Below are 19,756 nucleotides of genomic sequence, written 5' to 3'. Positions count from 1 at the left end.
TTCCTCCTTACGGGCGCCGACTTACCTGAGGCTTGTCTGTGGCAAGGCGGAAAGCGGGGGGCCAAATTTGGCAGTTTACAATAGTAATATAATATGATGTTTTACTCAGGCTGCTGAGGAGCAGCTTTCTTTGGGAGGACATCATGAAAGTCAAAATCGCACTCGCAAGTGCCACGATCCTTGCCGTCTCGATGTTCGGGCCTGCATCTGCCGCCGATCTGACTGTCGGCTTTTCGCAGATCGGGTCGGAATCCGGCTGGCGCGCCGCGGAAACCACGCTCACCAAGCAGCAGGCCGAACAGCGCGGCATCGACCTGAAATTCGCCGATGCGCAGCAGAAGCAGGAAAACCAGATCAAGGCGCTGCGTTCCTTCATTGCGCAGGACGTCGATGCCATCCTTGTCGCGCCGGTCGTGGCAACCGGCTGGGACGAGGTGCTCCAGGAAGCCAAGGATGCGGAAATTCCGGTCATCCTGCTCGACCGCACGGTCGATGCGCCGGAAGACCTCTACATGACCGCCGTCACCTCCGACCTCGTGCATGAAGGCAAGGTTGCCGGCCAATGGCTGGTCGATACGGTCGCCGGAAAACCCTGCAACGTCGTCGAGTTGCAGGGCACGACCGGCTCGTCGCCAGCGATCGACCGCAAGAAGGGTTTCGAGGAGGCGTTGGCCGGCAAGGACAATCTGAAGATCGTCCGCAGCCAGACCGGCGACTTCACCCGCACCAAGGGCAAGGAAGTCATGGAAAGCTTCCTGAAGGCGGAAGACGGCGGCAAGAATATCTGTGCGCTCTACGCGCACAATGACGACATGGCCGTCGGCGCCATCCAGGCGATCAAGGAAGCCGGCCTGAAGCCGGGCACGGATATCCTCGTCGTCTCGATCGATGCCGTGCCGGATATCTTCCAGGCGATGGCCGCGGGCGAGGCGAATGCCACCGTCGAGCTGACGCCGAACATGGCAGGCCCCGCCTTCGACGCGCTCGACGCCTTCCTCAAGGACGGCAAGGCGCCGCCGAAGTGGATCCAGACCGAATCGAAGCTCTACACCCAGGCCGACGATCCGGCGAAGGTGTACGAGGAGAAGAAGGATCTCGGCTACTGATCTCTCCCCAGGTGCGCCCCACGCCCAGCTCCTAACCTGGCGTGGGGTGCGCAAAAATTTCATGCGGGGTCGGAATCATGCAGCCGGTCAGTTCCTATGTTCTTTCGGCGACGGGGATCGACAAGATCTTCCCGGGCGCCAAGGCGCTCAGCCGGGTCGATTTTTCGCTCCGGCACGGCGAGGTGCACGCGCTGCTCGGCGAAAACGGCGCGGGCAAGTCGACGCTCGTCAAATGCCTGACGGGCGCCTATCGCCGCGATGGCGGGCGCATCCTCGTCGATGGCGCGGATGTCGACCCGCAGAGCACGCTGGAAGCCCAGGCGCTGGGCATCGGCACGGTCTACCAGGAGGTGAACCTGCTTGCGAACCTGACGGTCGCCGAAAACCTCTTCCTCGGCCGCCAGCCGAAACGCTTCGGCCTCGTCAGCCCCCGCGAGATGAACCGGCGGGCGCGGGCGCTGCTCGCCGAATACGAACTCGACATCGACGTCACCGCCGAGCTTGCCGCCTATTCCGTCGCCGTGCAGCAGGTGGTCGCGATTGCGCGTGCGGTCGATCTCTCCGGCAAGGTGCTGATCCTCGACGAGCCGACGGCGAGCCTCGATGCGCATGAGGTCGCGATGTTGTTTGGCATCGTGCGGCGCCTGAAGGCCCGGGGCCTCGGCATCGTCTTCATCACGCACTTCCTTGAACAGGTTTACGAGATAGCGGACCGCATCACCGTGCTGCGCAATGGCCAACTCGTCGGCACGCGCGAGACGTCGGCGCTACCGCGCCGCGAACTGATCGCCATGATGCTGGGCCGCGAGCTGGTTCAGGAAGTGGCGGCCGAGCACGGACCGAAAGGCGAGGGCGGGACGGTGCGCTTCCGTTTCCGCGATTTCGGCCGCAAGGGTCATATCCAGCCCTTCGATCTCGATGTGCGCGTGGGCGAGGTTGTCGGCATTGCCGGCCTGCTCGGCTCGGGGCGCACCGAGACGGCGGAAATCCTGTTCGGTGCCGAACGCGCCGACAGCGGCACGGCGGAGGCCGATGGCCGGGCGCTCGACCTCTCCTCGCCCCGCGCCGCCATTCGCGAAAAATTCGGCTTCTGCCCGGAGGACCGCAAGGTGGACGGCATTGTCGGCGATCTGTCCGTGCGTGAAAATATCGCGCTCGCCTTGCAGGCCCGGCGCGGCTGGGCGCGACCGATCAGTCGCGGCGAGCAGGATCGCCTCGCCGACCAATACATCAAGGCGCTCGACATCCGCACGACCGACCGCGAAAAGCCGATCAAGCTGCTCTCCGGCGGCAACCAGCAGAAGGCGATCCTCGCCCGCTGGCTCGCCACCAATCCGGATTTTCTGATCCTCGACGAGCCGACGCGCGGCATCGATGTCGGGGCGCATGCGGAAATCATCCGCCTCATCGAATCCCTGTGCGAAAAAGGCATGTCGCTGATCGTGATTTCCTCCGAACTCGAAGAACTCGTCGCCTATTCGCGCCGTGTCATCGTGTTGCGCGACCGGGCGCATGTCGCGGAACTGACCGGCGAACGCGTCACCACGGACGCCATCGTCGAGGCGATCGCCGCGTCCGCCGGAAGGGTGGACGCATGAGCGCGACATTGAAAGCCTACGCCATCCGGCTCTTTCCGCAGCTCGCAGCGCTTGTCGTCATTCTCGTGATGGTGTCGATCGCCTTTCCCGGCTTCTTCCGGCTCGAAATGCAGAACGGCCGGCTATACGGCAGCGTGATCGACATCCTCAACCGCGGCGCGCCGGTGGCGCTGCTGGCGATCGGCATGACCGTGGTCATCGCCACCAAGGGCATCGATCTCTCGGTGGGTGCTGTCATGGCGATTTGCGGCGCGGTCGCCGCCGCCTGCATCACATCCGGCCATTCGCTGGCGATGACGCTCGTCATAACGCTCGGCACCGGCATTCTCTGCGGCCTGTGGAACGGCATCCTCGTTGCGGTGCTCGATATCCAGCCGATCATCGCAACGCTGGTGCTGATGGTCGCCGGCCGCGGTATCGCGCAGCTGATCACCGAAGGCGCGATCCTCACCTTCAACGATGCAGGGCTGATCTTCCTCGGCAGCGGCTCGTTCTTCGGCCTGCCCATGCCGGTCGTCATCTGGCTCGTCTTCGGCCTGCTGGTGGCGTTCCTGGTGCGCCGTACCGCGCTCGGCATGCTGATCGAGGCGCTCGGCATCAACCGCCGCGCCGCCATGCTGTCGGGCGTGTCGACGGGCGTGCTGCTGATCGCGGCCTATGTGCTCTCCGGTCTTTGCGCCGCCATTGCCGGCATCATCGCGGCGGCCGACATTCGCGGCGCGGATGCCAACAATGCCGGTCTCTGGCTGGAGCTCGACGCGATCCTCGCGGTCGTCGTGGGCGGTACCTCGTTGCTCGGCGGGCGGTTCAGCATTGCGGCATCGCTGCTGGGAGCGCTGATCATCCAGTCGATCAACACCGGCATCCTGTTGTCCGGCTTCCCGCCGGAGTTCAACCTCATCATCAAGGCGGCGATTATCGTGCTGATCCTGGTCATCCAGTCGCCGCGTGCGCAGTCGGCCTTCGTCTTCCTCTCGCGCCCGCGGGCGGCGTCGGAGAAAACGGAGCAGGAGGCGAAATGAACCCGCGTTACCTTCCGTTCATCGCCACGGTCGCGATCTTCCTGATCGCCTATGCCGTCTGCATCGCGCAGTACCCGAACATGCTGTCGACGCGGGTGATCGGCAATCTCCTGACGGACAACGCCTTCCTCGGCATCGCGGCCGTCGGCATGACCTTCGTCATCCTGTCCGGCGGCATCGACCTGTCGATCGGCGCCGTCATCGCCTTCACCGGGGTCTTCCTCGCGGTGCTGCTCGAACAGACGGCGATCCATCCGCTTGCTGCCTTTGCCCTGGCGCTGGTGCTGACCACGGCCTTCGGCGCGCTGATGGGCGCGATCGTCCACCACCTGGAAATGCCGCCCTTCATCGTCACGCTCGCCGGCATGTTTCTGGCGCGCGGCATGGCCTTCGTGCTGTCGATCGATTCGATCCCCATCAAACACCCCTTCTACGCGACGCTGAAAAGCGTCTATTACAAGCTGCCCGGCGGCGGGCGCATCACGCTGATCGGCGGCCTGATGCTTCTGGTCTTTGCGGCGGGCATCCTGATCGCCCACCGCACGCGCTTCGGCGCCAATGTCTATGCGCTCGGCGGCGGTGTGGCGACGGCGCGGCTGATGGGCGTGCCGATCGGCCGTACGACGATCCTCATCTATGCGCTGTCCGGCTTCCTGGCCGGCCTTTCCGGCATCGTCTTCTCGCTCTACACCTCCGCCGGCTATTCGCTGGCGACGGTGGGAGTCGAGCTCGACGCCATCGCCGCCGTCGTCATCGGCGGCACGCTGCTCACGGGCGGCTCCGGCTTCGTGGCGGGCACGCTGGTCGGCATCCTCATCCAGGGTCTCATCCAGACCTACATCACCTTCGACGGCTCGCTGTCGAGCTGGTGGACGAAGATCCTGATCGGTTTGCTGCTCTTCGCCTTCATCCTGCTGCAGAAGGGCCTGATCCAGCTCTCGGTGCGACGGAGGCGATATGCCTGACGGATACGCCCTCACACGGCGCTTCAGCGTGTAGGAGAGGGCGGACCTGTGCGCAAAAAGGGCCTGCTTGAAACAATGGTAAATGGAGCCGTGGCGCATACCAGCCATTCGCAGGTCGTCGACGCGCTCGGCAAGGCGATCGTTTCAGGCGAATTTCCGGTCGGCGCGACGCTGCCGGGCGATGCGGAGCTGGAGGCGCGTTTCGGCGTGTCGCGCACCGTGCTGCGTGAGGCGATGAAGACGCTCGCCGCCAAGGGGCTCGTCGTGCCGCGTGCGCGCATCGGCACGCGGGTGCTGCCGAAGGTCGAGTGGAACCTCTTCGACGGCGACATCCTTACCTGGCATTTCGCCGTCGGCGTCGATGATCGTTTCCTCCTCCACCTGAGCGATATCCGTCTCGGTTTCGAGCCGCATGCCGCAGCGCTTGCCGCCCGCCATGCGGTGGAAGCGGATATCAACCAGATGATGCTGCTCGCCGTCGCCATGGGCGATCCGGATCATACGCCGGAAACGCTGGCGCTCGCCGACCTCAAGTTCCATCTCGCCGTCATGGATGCCTCGCGCAATCCCTTCATGCGCACGGTCGGCAGCCTAATCGAGGCCGGCCTGGCCGGCGTCTTCAAGCTCAGTTCGCCGGCCGCCGATCACGGCAAGATCGGCGATGTCGCGGCCAGCCACATGCGCATCGTCGAGGAAATCCGTCGTCGCGACGAAGACGGTGCGCGGCGCGCCATGGAAAACGTCATCCGCGTCGGCCGGGGGCGGATGATGGAGGCATTCGGGCCGCCAAAGGCCTGAAAAGGCCGCCGGCCGTGACCGATATGCCACGGCCTGCCTTGCTCATGCCGTCCCGCAAGGCCCCCACCGCATCGCGTCGCTTCAAAACCGCCCGCTGCTCCGCTAAGCAGGGGCGAATGGTGAGGCCGCACCGGCAAACCTGAAAAGCGGAAGGAAGCGGGGCATGATGAACCGCGAAAGGCCGCGCGTATTGCGTCGCGTGATCATCGCCGGGCTGCTGGTGCTGGCGGGTTGTGCCGGCCGGCCGGAAGGCGTGCTGCTGCCGGGCGGCGAGCCGCCGGCGGGGGTCTCGAAGGTCGACCTGCTCGTCGCCACCACGCGCGCGCCCTCGCAACAGCCGGGCGTGCTGTTTTCCGGCGAGCGCGGTTCCGATCTCCAGATGCGCGAGATCACGATTTCCATTCCGGCGGATGACAAGCGCAAGGTCGGCCAGGTGCAATGGCCCGAAAAGCTGCCCGCCGATCCGTTGAAGGATTTCACCACCGTCAGCGTGACGCCGATCGACAGCGCGAAGGCCGGCAAAGCCTGGCTCGGCGCGCACCTGCCGAAGAGCCGCCGCGTGCTGGTCTTCGTGCATGGCTTCAACAATCGTTATGAGGATGCCGTCTACCGCTTCGCGCAGATCGTACACGATTCGAAGACCGATGCGGCGCCGGTGATCTTCACCTGGCCGTCGCGTGCCAGCATCTTCGATTATTCCTACGACAAGGAAAGCACCAACTATTCGCGCGATGCGCTGGAGGAGTTGCTGCGCGCGGCCGTCAATTCGCCGGAGGTCGGCGAAATCACCATCATGGCCCATTCCATGGGCACCTGGCTGGCTGTCGAGACGCTGCGCCAGATGGCGATCCGCGACGGCCGCGTGCCGAAGAAGATCCAGCAGGTCATCCTCGCCTCGCCCGATCTCGACGTCGACGTCTTCGGCCAGCAACTGCGTGCGATCGGCAATGACCGGCCGAACTTCACGCTCTTCGTTTCGCGGGACGACCGGGCACTGACCCTGTCGCGCCGCATTTCCGGCAATGTCGACCGCCTCGGCCAGATCGATCCGTCCCAGGAGCCCTATCGCTCCATGCTGGAAAAGCAGGGCATTACGGTGCTCGACCTGACGGCGCTGAAATCCGGCGACAACCTGAACCACGGCAAGTTTGCCGAAAGCCCGGAGGTCGTGCGGCTCATCGGCAACCGCCTGATCGCCGGTCAGACCGTCACCGATTCCGAGGTCGGGCTTGGCGACCGGCTGGGCGCCGTGGCGCTCGGCACGGCGCAGACGGTCGGCAGTGCTGCCAGCATCGCGGTCTCGACGCCGATCGCCGTCTTCGATCCGGTGACGCGCAAGAACTACAACGACCAATGGCTGCGCTTCGGCAGTTCGGTGGAAAACACGGCGGTCACCGCGACCGGCCAGTAGGGCTGGGCATGCAAAAGGCGGCCCCCGCAAGGGCCGCCCTCCACTTTTCCCGCAAGGATCAGCGGACCCAGATGACCTCGCGAGTGCCGCGGTCGACGAGAACAGGGCGCTCGTCGACATAGATGTAGCCGTAGTTCGGGTTTTCCGGCACTTCGACGATCTGCACCGTTTCCGGGATCACGACGCCGGCCTCGACCGGGCCTTCCAGCACGACGGGATCGAGCGGATGACGCTCGACATAGGTGATGGTGGCTTCCGGAATGTCGCTCGAAATGCTCGCCGTCGTCTCCACCTCAGGCGCGTAGACGACCTGGCGGCTGTCGGTGCGCACGATCACCGGGCGGTTGTCGACATAGACATAGGCGAGGTCCGGGTGATCGGGGATCGGCGTCAGCGTGACGGTGTCGTCGAAGCGCGTATCGGCGGTGACCTGGCCTTCCAGAACCACCGGCGGCGTCGGGTTTTCCATCACATAGACGCGGGCGTCATTCGGAACGGCGGCTTCCGCGCCGATCGCGACACCTGCCACACCGCCGACGATGGCGCCGACCGGGCCGCCGATGACGGCACCGGCGGCAGCACCCGCAGCACCGCCGGCAGCGCCGCCGAGAACTTCCTTGTCACCGTCGTCCGCATGGGCGACCGTGGCGCCGATGAGTGCCAGGGCGGCACCGGCCATGAGAATCTTGCGCATGTCTTTCTCCTTCGAAAGTTGGGTTTCCCACCCCTTCGGCGGAGACAACGGGATAGGCCCTGCGCGGTTCCCCGCGAGCGCGGTTCGGGCATTTCACGTTGTGTAACGCGCTTTAACCGTCGCTATCAGGCAATTTCCGAATCGCGGCGCGCGATCTCGTAGTCCTCGTGGTGCACCTGCAATCCCTCTTCCGTCACCACGACGATGCCGTAGGCGGCCGGTTCGTCGACGGAGAGCGAGGCGTTCGGTGTGTCGAAGGGCATCGGCTGCTGGTGAACCGGACTCTTGAAGATCGAGAAGGGAATGCCGCGATGCGAGCCACCGATCGTGCGATGCACATGGCCCGCGAAGATGTGGCGGACATTGCCGTGTTTCAGCACGAGATCGTAGAAGGCGTCCTCGTTGCCGAGCCGGATCGCGTCCATGCCGGTAAAGCCCGTCTTGTGCGGCGGGTGGTGCATGAAGATGAGCACCGGCAGGCCGTTGGCCCTCGAAAGCGTGCGGTCGAGCCAGGCGAGGCGCGTCTCACAGAGATAACCGGCATGGCTCATCGGATAGTCGTAGGGCGGGGCGAACAGCGTATCGAGCAGCACGACGCGGCAATCGGCAAAGTCGATCGCCTGCTGCACGAAGCCGTTTTCGTCCGGCGTCACATGGGTGAAGGTTTCCAGGAAACGCTCGCGATAATCATGGTTGCCGATGGTGATGGCGGCTGGCGGCACGAGCAAGGAGAGGAGGTCGCGCAGCCGCTCGTAGGACATGGTGTCGGCGCGGTGCGTCAGGTCGCCGGTGAAGATGACCCGGTCGGCATCGGCATGGTATCGATTGACGTGCTCGATGCCGGCGAGCAGCCGCTGGTAAGGATCGAGGCCGATGATCGTCGTGCCCTCGGGCACCATGTGCAGGTCGGTGAAAACAATGAGCTTGGTCATGAAAAGGATCTCGTTGCGGGCGCTATGTCGTAGCGCGCAATGCTGTCGCATGAAAAGCAGTTGGAACGGATGACGATCTGATATATCAGAGAGACCAGCATCGCCGGCGGGCCGGCAAAGACGGAGCGAGACGACATGAGATGGAAGCGCACGATCCAGTTGCTGGACGTTCATTGCGAAGGCGAGATCGGCAAGGTGGCGATCGGCGGTGTGCCGAAAATCCCCGGCAACACGATCGCCGAGCAGCTCAACCACATCAACACGGTCGATGACAGCCTGCGCCGTTTCCTCTGCCTGGAGCCGCGGGCGGCGGCCACCGGCTCGGTCAACCTGCTGGTGCCGGCCAAGCGCCCGGAGGCCGATGCCGGCTTCATCATCCTGCAGGCCGACCAGGCGCATGCCTCGTCCGGCTCAAACTCCATCTGCGTCACCACCGCGCTGCTCGAATCCGGCATCGTCGAGATGAAGGAGCCGGAGACGGTGGTGATCCTCGATACCGCCGCCGGCCTCGTCAGGGCGACGGCGACCTGCCGCGACGGGCGCTGCGAGAAGGTCAAGCTCACCATGGTGCCCTCCTTCGTCGAGGCGCTCGACGTCGAGATCGACACGCCGCACTGGGGCCGCGTGCGCTTCGACATTTCCTATGGCGGCATCTTCTATGCGCTGGTCGATGTCGACGAGATCGGCACGAAGATCGAGAAGGCGAATGCCCGCGCGCTCGTCGATGCCGGCATGGCGCTGAAGGATCTGATCAACAAATCGATGAAGGTCGTGCATCCGGAAATCCCGGAAATCAGCGGTATCGCCTATGTGATGTTCCGCGATCGCGACCCGGACGGCCTGGTGCGCACCGCCACCACCATGTGGCCCGGACGCGTCGACCGCTCGCCCTGCGGCACCGGCAATTCCGCCAACCTCGCCACGCTGCACGCCCGTGGTCTTGCGAAAGTGGGCGATACGTTCCGCTCGCGCTCGATCATCGGGTCCGAGTTCGAGGTGGGGCTTGCAGCCGAAACCGAGGTTGCCGGCCGCAAGGCGATCATCCCGACCATCACCGGCCGCGGCTGGACCTTCGGCCTGCACCAGATCGCGCTCGACCCGACCGATCCGCTCGCCAACGGTTTTGCGATGACGGACACCTGGGGGCCGCAGGCGGGCGAGATCGACTAAAGCAATTCCAGCAAAAGTGTGCAGCGGTTTTGCGTCCGGAATTGCGCAAAGGAGCCCCTTACTTTTCGGCGTAGTGCTTCTCGATCGCGCCGAGCGTGATCGGGTCGATCTCGGCATTCTCGGCGCCGGCGATCAGCTTGCGCTGGGCCAACACCTGCTTGATGGCGAGGCGGGCATCGGCGCTGAGCTGTTCCGGTGTGTCGCGCAGGATCACTTCGAGATCGACGTCGCGCATCTCGAAGGCGGCGACGAGGCTGTTTACCGCCTGTTCGACATTCTTCACGATGCCGGTGCCGCTCTGCTGCATCAGGCCGAATTTCAGCTTGCCGTAGCTGTCGCCGAGATCGGCGGCCTGCTTGAAGTAGCCGGCTGCCGAAGCGAGGTCCTGCGAAACGCCCTCGCCGGATTCCAGCATGAGGCCGAGATTGATCATCGCATCGACGCTGCCGCCCTCGACGGCCAGCCGGTAGAAGGCCGCGGCGCGGGCATTGTCCTCGGTGACGAGGCTGCCGTCGTCGAGCAGCACGCCGAGATTGAAGGCCGCCGTCTCGTCGCCGGCAGCGGCCGCCTTGTCGAACCAGCGCGTCGCCTCTGCGCCGTTGATTTCCGTGCCGATGCCGTCGCGATAGGCGACGCCGAGATTGTAGGCGCCGAGCATGTCGCCCAGTTCCGCGGCTTTCTTGTAGTGGCTGAATTCGGCGGCGGGATCGCCGCGTTTGCCGAGCATGGCGCCGTAGTTCACCATCGCCACCGTGTGGCCGAGAGCCGATGCTTCGGCATAGAGTTTCATGGCTTCGAGATCCTGGCCGGCGCGTTCCAGGGCGCGGGCAAGCTGGAAGGCCATGCGGGCGCCGCCGCCAGCATTATAGGCCTCGCGGCAGGCGGAAAGGGCCGCGCCGATCTCGATATCTTCAAGCGCAACCGGCGCGAAGGCCGTGTTGCGCGTCATGTCGTAGCGGCTGCCGGCGCTGGCATCGCAGCGGGCTTCGATCGAAAGCGTGTTGGCCTGGACGCTGCCGGCGGCGCCGGAAAGAAGCACCGCGAAGAAAAGGGCGCGGCCAGCCGTCTTTATTCCTGTGGATCGCGAAATCATGATCCGTCTCCCTTCGTTGGATGACCGCACCTTAGTGGACCGGCGAAACGAGGCTGTTTCCGCGGGAACAGTGGGGGAGGGGCAGGGCGGCGCATAAGGTTTGCAGGTCAGGCGGCAAACGCGATTGACGCGTCGGCCTGTATTGGTTCAATTCCATCCGTCGGGTTTGTGCTCGCGCGAAAGGCATGTCATGCGAACGCTCAACGCTTTTTCTCCGGTCACCCTCAGCCGCCGGTTCTTCATCGCCGGCGCGGCGCTTGCGCTCACCAGCATCGGTGTCCGCGCCACGCAGGCCAATGCGATCATCGGCAAGGCGGTGGAGATCACCGGCGAGGTCACGCGCAAGCAGGCGGAGCGCCTCGAAGGCCTGAAGGCCGGCGCGAGCCTGATGGACCATGATTTCGTGAGGACCGGCAAGGAAAGCTTTGCCTCGCTCGAACTCGGCGACGATACGAGCCTGCTGCTCGGCAGCGAGACGGAACTGCTGATCGACACCTTCATCGCCGGGCAGGGCGGCGTCATCGAGCTCGGCACCGGCCAGATGGTCTTCGACCGTCCGGAAGGCCTCGCGAAGATCGACCTCACGGTGCGCACCGCCTTCGGGATGATCGGCGTGCGCGGCACGAAGTTCTTCGCAGGCCCCAGCCGCGGAGCCTTCGCCGTCTTCGTCGAGCATGGCCTCGTGGACGTCACCGGCGGTGGCGTCACGCGGCAGGTGGCACCCGGACAGGGCGTCGAGATCGCCTCGGTAGGGGCCGCACCCGGCGAAATCACGCAATGGGGCGAGGCCCGCATCCGCGAAGCCTATGCGAGCGCCGGTATACGTTAATCCAGCGTAAACAGTTCCATCGTGCCGAAGCCGCGGATTTCGTGGCTGCCGATGGGGCGCAGCGTCCGGCTGGTCTCGCCGGCTGCGTTCGGGCCAACGCAGATCTGCGTGCCCAGGAACTTGTTGGCATCCTGTAGCCGCGCGGCGAGGTTCACCGCGTCGCCATGCGCGGTATAGTCGAGCTTGCCGCCGATGCCGACTTCCCCCAGCACCGCCATGCCCGTCTCGACGCCGATGCGCGTGCGGCCGAAGTCCCGGTCGAGGAAGGTCGGCCGGCGGCGCATCTCTTCCGTCAGCGTGCGGATTTCATCGGCGCAGGCGAGCGCCTTGTCGACATGGCGGTCGAGATCGTCCGGCGCGTTGAACAGCGCATGCACGGCGTCGCCCACCACCTTGTCCACCATGCCGCCATGGCGCGCCACCAGCGCGTTCACCTCGGAAAAGTAGATGTCGAGCAATTTCACGAGGTCATGTGGCCCGATCTTCTGGGCGAGCGTGGAAAAACCCTCGATATCGGTGAACAAAGCCGTCACCTGCCGCTCCTCGCCGGCCACGCGGCCGAGGTCCGGATTGTCGATGTAGCGCGAGACGACCGACTGCGGCAGGTATTGCGCAAAGCGCAGGCGCGCGGTCGCTTCGGCGCGGCGCACATGGGTGAATTGCAGGAGACCGGTGACGAGCGCCGCCGTCGCGACAATCAGCGTGACGCCGACCGCATCCGACAAAAGCGCCGTGCGCATATAGAGGAGGACCGACGCGCCGAAGACGATGCCGACGAGCCCGAGACCGGCAAGCGCCGCCCAGAGCGGGCGCAGCCGCGCCGCCGCCAGCGCCACCGCCACGCCGGCGACAAAGGCAAAGCCTGCCTCGATCGGTATGAGGCCGGCATCGCGCATCGGGATATGGTCGGTCAGGATGGCGTTGGCGACATCCGCATGAATCTGCACGGAGGGTTCCAGCGGCATGGAGGCGCTGGTGCGCAGCCCGCCGAGATTGGGCAGGCTGCTGCCGATCAGAACGACCTTGCCGGCGATCTTGTCAGCCGGCACCCGGCCCGCCACGATATCCGCCGCCGAGAAGGTGCGAGCACCAATGGTGCCGGCGCTGCTCGCAACAAAGCGCAGGCTGCCGTCCTCGTCGAGCCGCATGATGCGCGAATCGTGGCGCAGCCAGGCGGGGGTGCCGCCGAGCACCGGCGTGCGCGCCCCCGCCGCCAGCCGCGCCGCCTCGACGCCGAGTGCAGGATAGGCGGCATTGCCGACGATCGCATAGGCCTGCACGCGGCGCACCACCGCGTCTTCGTCGCCGACCAGGAAGGATGCGGCGGCGGCGGCCGCCTTGTCCTGCAGGAACGGACAGGAGCTTTCCGTGCCGTCGATGAACCAGAGCTCCGGCACGTCGACCGGCCGCTGCAAGGCGAGTGCCGGCACCGGATGCGGCGCGCCGTCGAGCGTTTCGCCGATGAGGAAACCCAGGATGGTCGGCGTCTTGCCGATGGCGCCCGCCAGCGCGGCATTGGCCGGCTCGTCCGCCGCGCAATCGGTGCTGAAGACGAAGTCGAAGGCGATTGCCGCCGGCTTGGCGGCGGCCAGCCGCTCGATCAGCGTCGCCGTCTGCGTGCGTGTCCAGTCCTTCTCGGGCGCGCTCTGGAAGGCCTTGCGGTCGATGTCGACGACGACGATCCGGTCGCTCGTCTCGACCGGCACCGTCTGGGTCAGCGCATCGAAATAGAATTCGCGCTGCTGCTCCAGCGCCGTCTCGCCAAGGAAAAACAACGCCAGCGCCCCGGCGAGGCTCGCGACGAGGCCGGCGACAAGGGGTCTGTATTTCTTGGCGATCATGCCGCTAGTCGTCATCCGGCTCGGCGATGGTTTGCAGCCGGCCGATATGGCAATGGATGATGCCGTCGTTGCGGCGGATGGCGCCGGCCTCCTGCAACGCGAGGATCGACCGGTTGATCTTCGGCCGGCTGGCGCCGACGATGCTGGCGATCTCCGTCTGGCTGAGCGAAAGCTGGAGATTGGCGCTCTCCGGCAGGTCCTCGCCGTGGATATTGCGCAGCGTCGCGAGGAAGAAGCGCGCGACGCGGGCTTCGAGATCGTAGAGCGCGATGGTTTCGAGCTGCTCCGTCGTTTCGCGCAATTTGGTGCAGAGATAGTGGATGATCGCCTGCGCGGCCGTCGGGTTTCGGGCGAGCACCTCCAGGAAATCGCGCTTGGAGATGACGTAGCCTTCGGTCGCGACGACGGCGGTGGCATCGGCAGAACGCGGCTGGCCGTCGAGGATCGCCATTTCGCCGAGCACCGAACCGGCTTCGAGTTGGCGCAGTGACAGCTCCTTGCCCTGCGGCGTGATGAGCGAAAGCTTGATGCGGCCGGAAACCAGCGCAATGAGGTAGGTGCCCTCGTCGCCGCGTTGGAAGATCACCGTGCCGGCCGTCCATTTGCGCAAGGAGGCGATTGCCGCGATCTCGCCGATCGTGTCCTTGCCAAAACCCTCGAAAATCGGGAAGGAACGCCAGAACGCGCTACTCTTGTTGATCTCGTTCATATCCGGTTTCCCCCGACCGCCGCTGACGAAACGAAGACGCGCCGCTCGGCTCAAATCTTCGCCCAGCCGCCGGGCGCATGCAACAGAAAAGAACGGAGAGTTCCGGGGCGGTGCCGTCTTCTACTGGCAGATGCGCACGCGTTTGGTGATGGTCTTGCCATAGGCGCCTTCCGTGCGGATGCGCTTGGTGATGCAGGTCTGCTGGTAGTGGCCGTAATAGCCGTCCGCATAGGCCGTGCCGGCATGGCCGGTCGCGGTGAAGGCGAGGGAGGCGGCGGCAAGCGCGAGGGCGAGGAGATAATGGCGCATGAGGGCTCCGGCTGGAGGTCTTGAGGCGGGGTGTCGTGCCTCGTTTGTCCCATGGTTGCGGTGGGGGTTCTGTTCCAGTGGGAACAGGTGTCGTTCACAAAAATCGAACGATCTGTATCCCGATCGCCCGTCTAGTTTGACGACGGAAAACTGATATCTCTCTGCCAACGCAAACAACCAAAGCCTCAGGAGCTTTCCATGCAACAGAACGCCGTCGTCCTCGTCGGACGTATTCTTCTCGCCCTCATGTTCATCACCGCCGGTTATCCGAAGCTCATCGATCCGTCCGGCACCGCCGGCATGATCGCCGGCGCCGGCCTGCCGGCTGCCACCGCACTTGCCTACCTCGCCGGCCTCTTTGAAGTCGTCGCCGGTCTCTTCGTTCTCGTCGGCTTCCAGACGCGCATCGCCGCCTATCTTCTCGCCGCTTTCAGCGTGTTCACGGCCCTCGTGTTCCACAGCGGCGCGATCAACGTTCCGGACTTTCCGGAAGGCGCAAACGGCCTGCTCACCCTCTTCAACGGCCTGATGATGTGGAAGAACATCACGATTGCCGGCGGCTTCCTCGTGCTCGCCGCCTTCGGCCCCGGCGCATACTCGCTGGACGCCCGTTCGGCTGCCGGCAAGGCCGTCGCCGCCTAAGCATCCGCCATACTCTGATCCTCCAGGAAAAACCCTCCCCGGCCTCCGGGGAGGGTTTTTCGTGTCGGGCATGCTGGAAAGCCGCGTCTCTTGCTGCTATGCGCACGGTAAGACAGCCATGTGGAGAGATGCCGATGTTTTCCAATTCCTTTCCGGACAAAAACGTGATGGCGGGGCTGATGGCCCGCATGCTGTGGGAGATCAAGGCGGTGCATTTCCGCCCGGAAGAGCCCTACAAGCTCGCCTCCGGCATGGCCTCCCCGGTCTACATGGATTGCCGCAAGCTGCTCTCCTATCCGCGCATCCGCTCGGCGATCATGGATTTTGCCGCCGCGACCATCACCCGTGATGCCGGTTTCGAACGCTTCGACGTCATTGCCGGCGGCGAGACGGCCGGCATTCCCTTCGCGGCGCTTCTGGCAGACCGCCTCGGCCTGCCCATGGTCTATGTGCGCAAGAAGCCGAAGGGCCATGGCCGCAACGCGCAGATTGAGGGCGTGATGCCGGAGGGTTCTCGCGTGCTGGTCATCGAGGACCTGGTCACCGTCGGCGGCTCCATGTTCACCTTCATCGACGCGATCCGCGCGGCCGGCGGCGTGGTCGATCACGGCATGGCGCTGTTCTACTACGGCATCTTCCAGGAAGCGGAAGCCCGATATGCCAATGGCGGCGTCAAGCTGCACCATATCGGCACCTGGCGGGACGTTTTGGCGGTTGCCCGCGAGGAAAAGCTGTTCGACGACGCGACGCTCGCCTCCGTCGAGGCCTTCTTCGATGCGCCGCTCGTCTGGTCGGCCGCCCACGGCGGCGTCGCGGAACTGCCGACGTCTTAAAAGGCTCTAGCGCTTTCCGTTATGATCGCTTAAATCGATTGAAAGTTCGGTTGGAGGAAGTCTGATGATCCTGTGTTGTGGTGAAGCGCTGATCGACATGCTGCCGCGCACGTCGACGCTCGGCGAGGATGCCTACGCCCCCTATGCCGGCGGGGCGATCTTCAACACGGCGATCGCGCTCGGCCGCCTCGGTGTGCCGACGGGCTTCTTTACCGGCCTTTCCGACGACATGATGGGCGATATCCTGCGCGGCACGTTGAAGGACAGCGGCGTCGACTACAGCTATTGCGCAACGCTGTCGCGCCCGACCACCGTCGCCTTCGTCAAGCTCGTCGACGGCCACGCGACCTACGCCTTCTACGACGAGGGCACCGCCGGCCGCATGATCACCGAGGCCGAGCTTCCGGCGCTGGGCGACGATTGCGAGGCGCTGCATTTCGGCGCGATCAGCCTGATTCCGGAACCCTGCGGCTCGACCTATGAGGCGCTGCTGGCGCGCGAACACGAAAAACGCGTCATCTCGCTCGACCCGAACATCCGCCCCGGCTTCATCAAGGACAAGGACGCCCATATGGCCCGCATCCGCCGCATGGCGGCGATGGCCGACATCGTCAAATTCTCCGACGAGGACCTCGCCTGGTTCGGGCTCGAAGGCGACGAGGAGACGCTCGCCCGCCACTGGCTGCACCATGGCGCGAAACTCGTCGTCGTGACGCGCGGCGCGGAAGGTGCCGTCGGCTACACCGCGAACCACAAGGTCACGGTGCCGAGCGAGCGCGTCAGCGTGGTCGATACGGTCGGCGCGGGCGATACGTTCGATGCGGGCGTGCTCGCCTCGCTGAAGATGCAGAACCTCCTGACCAAGCAGCAGGTGGCGAAGCTCGACCAGGACCAGATCGCCAAGGTTCTGGCGCTCGGCGCCAAGGCCGCTGCCGTCACCGTCTCGCGCGCCGGCGCAAACCCGCCCTGGGCAAAGGAAATCGGGCTCGCCTGAGCCTTTCATTCGCCTGTCATCGCAGCATGGTCAAAGGGGCCATGCTCGACCACACCGCTCCAGATTCGGCCCCAGATTCGCTTGCCGCCGCCCGGTCGAATGGCCGGGCTCCCACCATTCTTGTCGTCACCGATGCCTGGCGCCCGCAATTGAACGGCGTCGTGCACACGCTCGAAGAGCTCGCCCGCTCGATGGCGGAAGAGGGTATCGACGTCGTCTTCCTGACGCCGCAGGAGTTCACGACGGTGCCGCTGCCGTCCTATCCGGAAATCCGGCTCGCCATCACCTCGAAGCGCCGCGTGCTGGCCGAGATCGAGAAGATCGCGCCGGACTATATCCACATCGCCACCGAAGGCCCGCTCGGGATAGTGGCGCGCAGCGCCTGCCTCGAGCGCCGGCTGCCCTTCACCACGGCCTATCACACGCGTTTTCCCGAATTCATCAGCGCCCGCCTCCCCATTCCCGAAAGCGTCAGCTACTGGTGGCTGCGCCGCTTCCACAATGCCGGCAACGGCATGATGGTGGCGACCAAGTCGCTGGGCGCGGAAATGGCGGCGCGCGGCTTCGTGCGCATCAAGCGCTGGTCGCGCGGCGTCGATACGAAACTGTTCGATCCGGCAAAACGCCGCGATCTCGGCCTGCCGCGGCCGATCTTCCTGAATGTCGGCCGCGTCGCGGTGGAAAAGAACCTTCCCGCCTTCCTGAGCCTCGACCTGCCCGGCAGCAAGGTCGTCGTCGGTGACGGGCCGGACCTTGCCATGCTGCGCCAGCGTTATCCGGATGTGCATTTCCTCGGCCGCAAGACCGGCGAGGAACTTGCAGGCGTCTACGCCTCGGCCGACGTCTTCGTCTTCCCGAGCCGCACCGATACCTTCGGCAATGTCATGCTGGAAGCGCTGGCAAGCGGCGTCCCGGTCGCAGCCTTTCCGGTCACCGCCCCGAAGGACGTTCTGGGCGAGGGCGGCGCGCTGTCGGAAAACCTGCGGGAGGCGGCCCTGGCCGCGCTCGACATCCCCAAGGACATCGCCCGCGGTCGCGCCATGACCTATAGCTGGAGCGCCTGCGCGCGCGAATTCCTCGGAAACCTCACCCGCGTGCCGCGCGGTGCTTTCGCGGCACGCCGTCTCAGCCTGCGATCCTGAAGACCGCTCAGCTCGCGGCCTTCAGCAGGGCCGCAACAAGGCCGGCCGTCGACGAATCGTGGCCGTCCGCGCTTTCCTTGCCCTCGACGACCGGCAGCAGGCCCGTCGCCAGCTCCTTGCCGAGTTCCACGCCCCACTGGTCGAACGAGTTGATGTTGAACAGCGCGCCCTCGACGAACACGCGGTGCTCGTAGAGCGCGATCAGCCGGCCGAGCGCAAAGGGCGTAAGGCTGTCATAGACCATGGTGATCGACGGGCGGTTGCCGGAGAACACCCGGTGCGGCGCGATCTTGTCAGCCTTCGCCTCGTCCATGCCCTTGGAGGTGAGCTGCGCCTTTGCCTCGTCCAGCGTGCGGCCCTTCATCAACGCTTCCGACTGCGCCAGGCAATTGGCGATGAGAAGCTGGTGCTGGTGGCGCAGGTCCTTCTCGTGGCCGTTCGCCGCGATCATGAACTCGGCCGGAATGATCGTCGTGCCCTGGTGGATGAGCTGGTAGAATGCGTGCTGGCCATTGGTGCCGGGCTCGCCCCAGACGACCGGACCGGTCTGGCCCTCGACCGGCGTCGAATCCATCGTCACCGACTTGCCGTTCGATTCCATGTCGAGCTGCTGGAGATAGGCCGGAAAACGCGACAGGCGCTGGTCATAGGGCAGGATGGCGCGCGACGGATAGCCGAGCACGTTGCGGTGATAGTAGCCGATGAGGCCGAGCAGCATCGGGATGTTTTCGCGAAACGGCGCCTCGCGAAAATGATTGTCGACGGCATGGCCGCCGGCCAGGAACTCGGCAAAGTTTTCCTTGCCGATTGCGATCATCAGCGGCAGGCCGATGGCCGACCAGATCGAATAGCGCCCGCCGACCCAGTCCCAGAAGCCGAAGACGCGTGTCCCGTCGATGCCGAAGGCCGAAACCTTGTCGAGCGCCGTGGAGACCGCGCAGAAATGGCTGCCGACAGCGGCGTCGCCCAGCGCATCGGCGATGAACTTGCGCGCCGTCGCCGCATTGGTCATCGTCTCGATCGTCGTGAACGTCTTCGAGGCGACGATGACGAGCGTCGTCTCGGCTTCAAGCAGCTTCAGCGTATCGGCAATATGCGCGCCGTCGATGTTGGAGACGAAATGCAGCCGCGGGCCGTCATGGAAAGGGGCGAGTGCCAGCGTCGCCATGACCGGGCCGAGATCCGAGCCGCCGATGCCGATATTGACGACGTCGGTGATCTTCCTGCCCGTCGCGCCCTTCAACGCGCCGGAACGGATGCCGTCGGAAAAGGCGCCCATGGCATTGAGCACGCCATTCACGTCCGGCATGACGTCCTTGCCGTCGACCAGCACAGGCGTGTTGGAACGGTTGCGCAGCGCCGTGTGCAGCACCGCGCGCTCTTCCGTGATGTTGATGATCGCGCCTGCGAACATCGCGTCGCGCTTCGTCTCGACGCCGGCATTCCGGGCTAGCGCCTCCAGCCCGTCGAGCACGGCGTCGTTCACCGCGCATTTCGAATAGTCGAAGAGGAAGTCGCCGAGTTTGGCGTTGAAGCGGGAGAACCGTTCAGGATCGGCCGCGAAGGCGGCCCTTATGTCTGTGGCGTTGGTATCGCGAACGATGGATTTCAGCTTTTCGACAAGCGCGTTCATCGGCGTCTTCCTTGGCTTTGGACGATGCCGGTTAG

General features: G+C 65.0%; 19 protein-coding genes. 12 read left to right on the top strand and 7 right to left on the bottom strand.

From position 1 onward, the window contains the following. The first annotated feature begins 143 nt into the window (after positions 1-143). The 6 genes from ytfQ (at position 144) to VGN93_RS05050 (ending at position 6,900) form a co-directional block, all read left to right on the top strand. Positions 144-1,106, top strand: coding sequence for a galactofuranose ABC transporter, galactofuranose-binding protein YtfQ (ytfQ, locus tag VGN93_RS05075; protein WP_327506603.1), 963 nt, complete (start codon positions 144-146; stop codon positions 1,104-1,106). Between the two features lie 77 nt (positions 1,107-1,183). Beyond that, positions 1,184-2,704: a galactofuranose ABC transporter, ATP-binding protein YtfR gene (gene ytfR / locus VGN93_RS05070; RefSeq protein WP_327506602.1), complete on the top strand. Its 1,521-nt coding sequence runs from the start codon at positions 1,184-1,186 to the stop codon at positions 2,702-2,704. After that, positions 2,701-3,726 (top strand): ABC transporter permease, encoded by a 1,026-nt coding sequence (locus VGN93_RS05065; protein WP_327506601.1) that lies wholly within the window; start codon positions 2,701-2,703, stop codon positions 3,724-3,726. The genes ytfR and VGN93_RS05065 overlap by 4 nt, the downstream gene beginning before the upstream one ends. Next, positions 3,723-4,691: a galactofuranose ABC transporter, permease protein YjfF gene (gene yjfF, locus VGN93_RS05060; protein ID WP_319324578.1), complete on the top strand. Its 969-nt coding sequence runs from the start codon at positions 3,723-3,725 to the stop codon at positions 4,689-4,691. The genes VGN93_RS05065 and yjfF overlap by 4 nt, the downstream gene beginning before the upstream one ends. Before the next feature lie 75 nt (positions 4,692-4,766). Continuing rightward, complete coding sequence (locus VGN93_RS05055; protein ID WP_327506600.1) at positions 4,767-5,489, top strand: FadR/GntR family transcriptional regulator; 723 nt, start codon at positions 4,767-4,769, stop codon at positions 5,487-5,489. A gap of 163 nt (positions 5,490-5,652) precedes the next feature. Next, entirely contained in the window at positions 5,653-6,900 is a 1,248-nt protein-coding gene (locus VGN93_RS05050; RefSeq protein WP_327506599.1) for an alpha/beta hydrolase, read from the top strand. 58 nt (positions 6,901-6,958) lie between these two features. Here the strand turns inward: VGN93_RS05050 and VGN93_RS05045 are convergent, their stop codons facing one another. Together VGN93_RS05045 and VGN93_RS05040 are read right to left on the bottom strand one after the other, a co-directional pair. Continuing rightward, positions 6,959-7,594 (bottom strand): DUF1236 domain-containing protein, encoded by a 636-nt coding sequence (locus VGN93_RS05045; protein ID WP_319324581.1) that lies wholly within the window; start codon positions 7,592-7,594, stop codon positions 6,959-6,961. A 125-nt stretch (positions 7,595-7,719) separates the two neighbouring features. Beyond that, entirely contained in the window at positions 7,720-8,526 is an 807-nt protein-coding gene (locus VGN93_RS05040) for a phosphodiesterase (protein ID WP_327506598.1), read from the bottom strand. A 135-nt stretch (positions 8,527-8,661) separates the two neighbouring features. On the opposite strand from VGN93_RS05040, the gene VGN93_RS05035 reads away from it, so the two are divergent. Next, positions 8,662-9,696, top strand: a complete 1,035-nt coding sequence (locus VGN93_RS05035; RefSeq protein WP_327506597.1) for a proline racemase family protein — start codon at positions 8,662-8,664, stop codon at positions 9,694-9,696. Positions 9,697-9,754: 58 nt separating this feature from the next. Here VGN93_RS05035 and VGN93_RS05030 read toward each other — a convergent pair whose 3' ends face one another. Then, positions 9,755-10,789, bottom strand: coding sequence for a tetratricopeptide repeat protein (locus tag VGN93_RS05030; protein WP_327506596.1), 1,035 nt, complete (start codon positions 10,787-10,789; stop codon positions 9,755-9,757). Positions 10,790-10,979: 190 nt separating this feature from the next. Between VGN93_RS05030 and VGN93_RS05025 the strand changes: the two genes are divergently transcribed. Further along, on the top strand, positions 10,980-11,618 hold the full coding sequence (locus tag VGN93_RS05025; RefSeq protein ID WP_327506595.1) for a FecR family protein: 639 nt from the start codon (positions 10,980-10,982) through the stop codon (positions 11,616-11,618). Here the strand turns inward: VGN93_RS05025 and VGN93_RS05020 are convergent. The 3 genes from VGN93_RS05020 to VGN93_RS05010 form a co-directional block, all read right to left on the bottom strand. Continuing rightward, positions 11,615-13,456 carry a CHASE2 domain-containing protein gene (locus VGN93_RS05020; protein ID WP_414714048.1) on the bottom strand — a complete coding sequence of 614 codons (1,842 nt, stop codon included), beginning with the start codon at positions 13,454-13,456 and terminating at the stop codon, positions 11,615-11,617. The two genes, VGN93_RS05025 and VGN93_RS05020, sit on opposite strands and share 4 nt — an antisense overlap. 7 nt (positions 13,457-13,463) lie before the next feature. Continuing rightward, complete coding sequence (locus VGN93_RS05015) at positions 13,464-14,168, bottom strand: Crp/Fnr family transcriptional regulator (protein WP_319324588.1); 705 nt, start codon at positions 14,166-14,168, stop codon at positions 13,464-13,466. A 120-nt stretch (positions 14,169-14,288) separates the two neighbouring features. Continuing rightward, positions 14,289-14,477: a hypothetical protein gene (locus VGN93_RS05010; RefSeq protein ID WP_319324589.1), complete on the bottom strand. Its 189-nt coding sequence runs from the start codon at positions 14,475-14,477 to the stop codon at positions 14,289-14,291. A 198-nt stretch (positions 14,478-14,675) separates the two neighbouring features. Between VGN93_RS05010 and VGN93_RS05005 the strand changes: the two genes are divergently transcribed. The 4 genes from VGN93_RS05005 to VGN93_RS04990 all read left to right on the top strand — a co-directional run bounded on the left by VGN93_RS05005 (position 14,676) and on the right by VGN93_RS04990 (position 18,088). Next, entirely contained in the window at positions 14,676-15,119 is a 444-nt protein-coding gene (locus VGN93_RS05005; protein WP_327506593.1) for a DoxX family protein, read from the top strand. Positions 15,120-15,253: 134 nt separating this feature from the next. Beyond that, positions 15,254-15,952 carry an orotate phosphoribosyltransferase gene (locus VGN93_RS05000; RefSeq protein ID WP_327506592.1) on the top strand — a complete coding sequence of 233 codons (699 nt, stop codon included), beginning with the start codon at positions 15,254-15,256 and terminating at the stop codon, positions 15,950-15,952. 64 nt (positions 15,953-16,016) lie between these two features. Continuing rightward, positions 16,017-16,946: a carbohydrate kinase gene (locus VGN93_RS04995; protein ID WP_327506591.1), complete on the top strand. Its 930-nt coding sequence runs from the start codon at positions 16,017-16,019 to the stop codon at positions 16,944-16,946. A 41-nt stretch (positions 16,947-16,987) separates the two neighbouring features. Beyond that, a complete protein-coding gene (locus VGN93_RS04990) occupies positions 16,988-18,088 on the top strand; it encodes a glycosyltransferase family 1 protein (protein ID WP_327506590.1) in 1,101 nt (366 codons plus the stop codon). A gap of 7 nt (positions 18,089-18,095) precedes the next feature. Here VGN93_RS04990 and pgi read toward each other — a convergent pair whose 3' ends face one another. Continuing rightward, positions 18,096-19,721, bottom strand: a complete 1,626-nt coding sequence (gene pgi / locus VGN93_RS04985) for a glucose-6-phosphate isomerase (RefSeq protein WP_327506589.1) — start codon at positions 19,719-19,721, stop codon at positions 18,096-18,098. Positions 19,722-19,756 lie beyond the last annotated feature (35 nt).

This window comes from Shinella sp., from assembly GCF_035998705.1.
In the GTDB taxonomy this organism is placed as follows: domain Bacteria; phylum Pseudomonadota; class Alphaproteobacteria; order Rhizobiales; family Rhizobiaceae; genus Shinella.
This window is presented reverse-complemented; position numbering and strand designations above follow the sequence as displayed.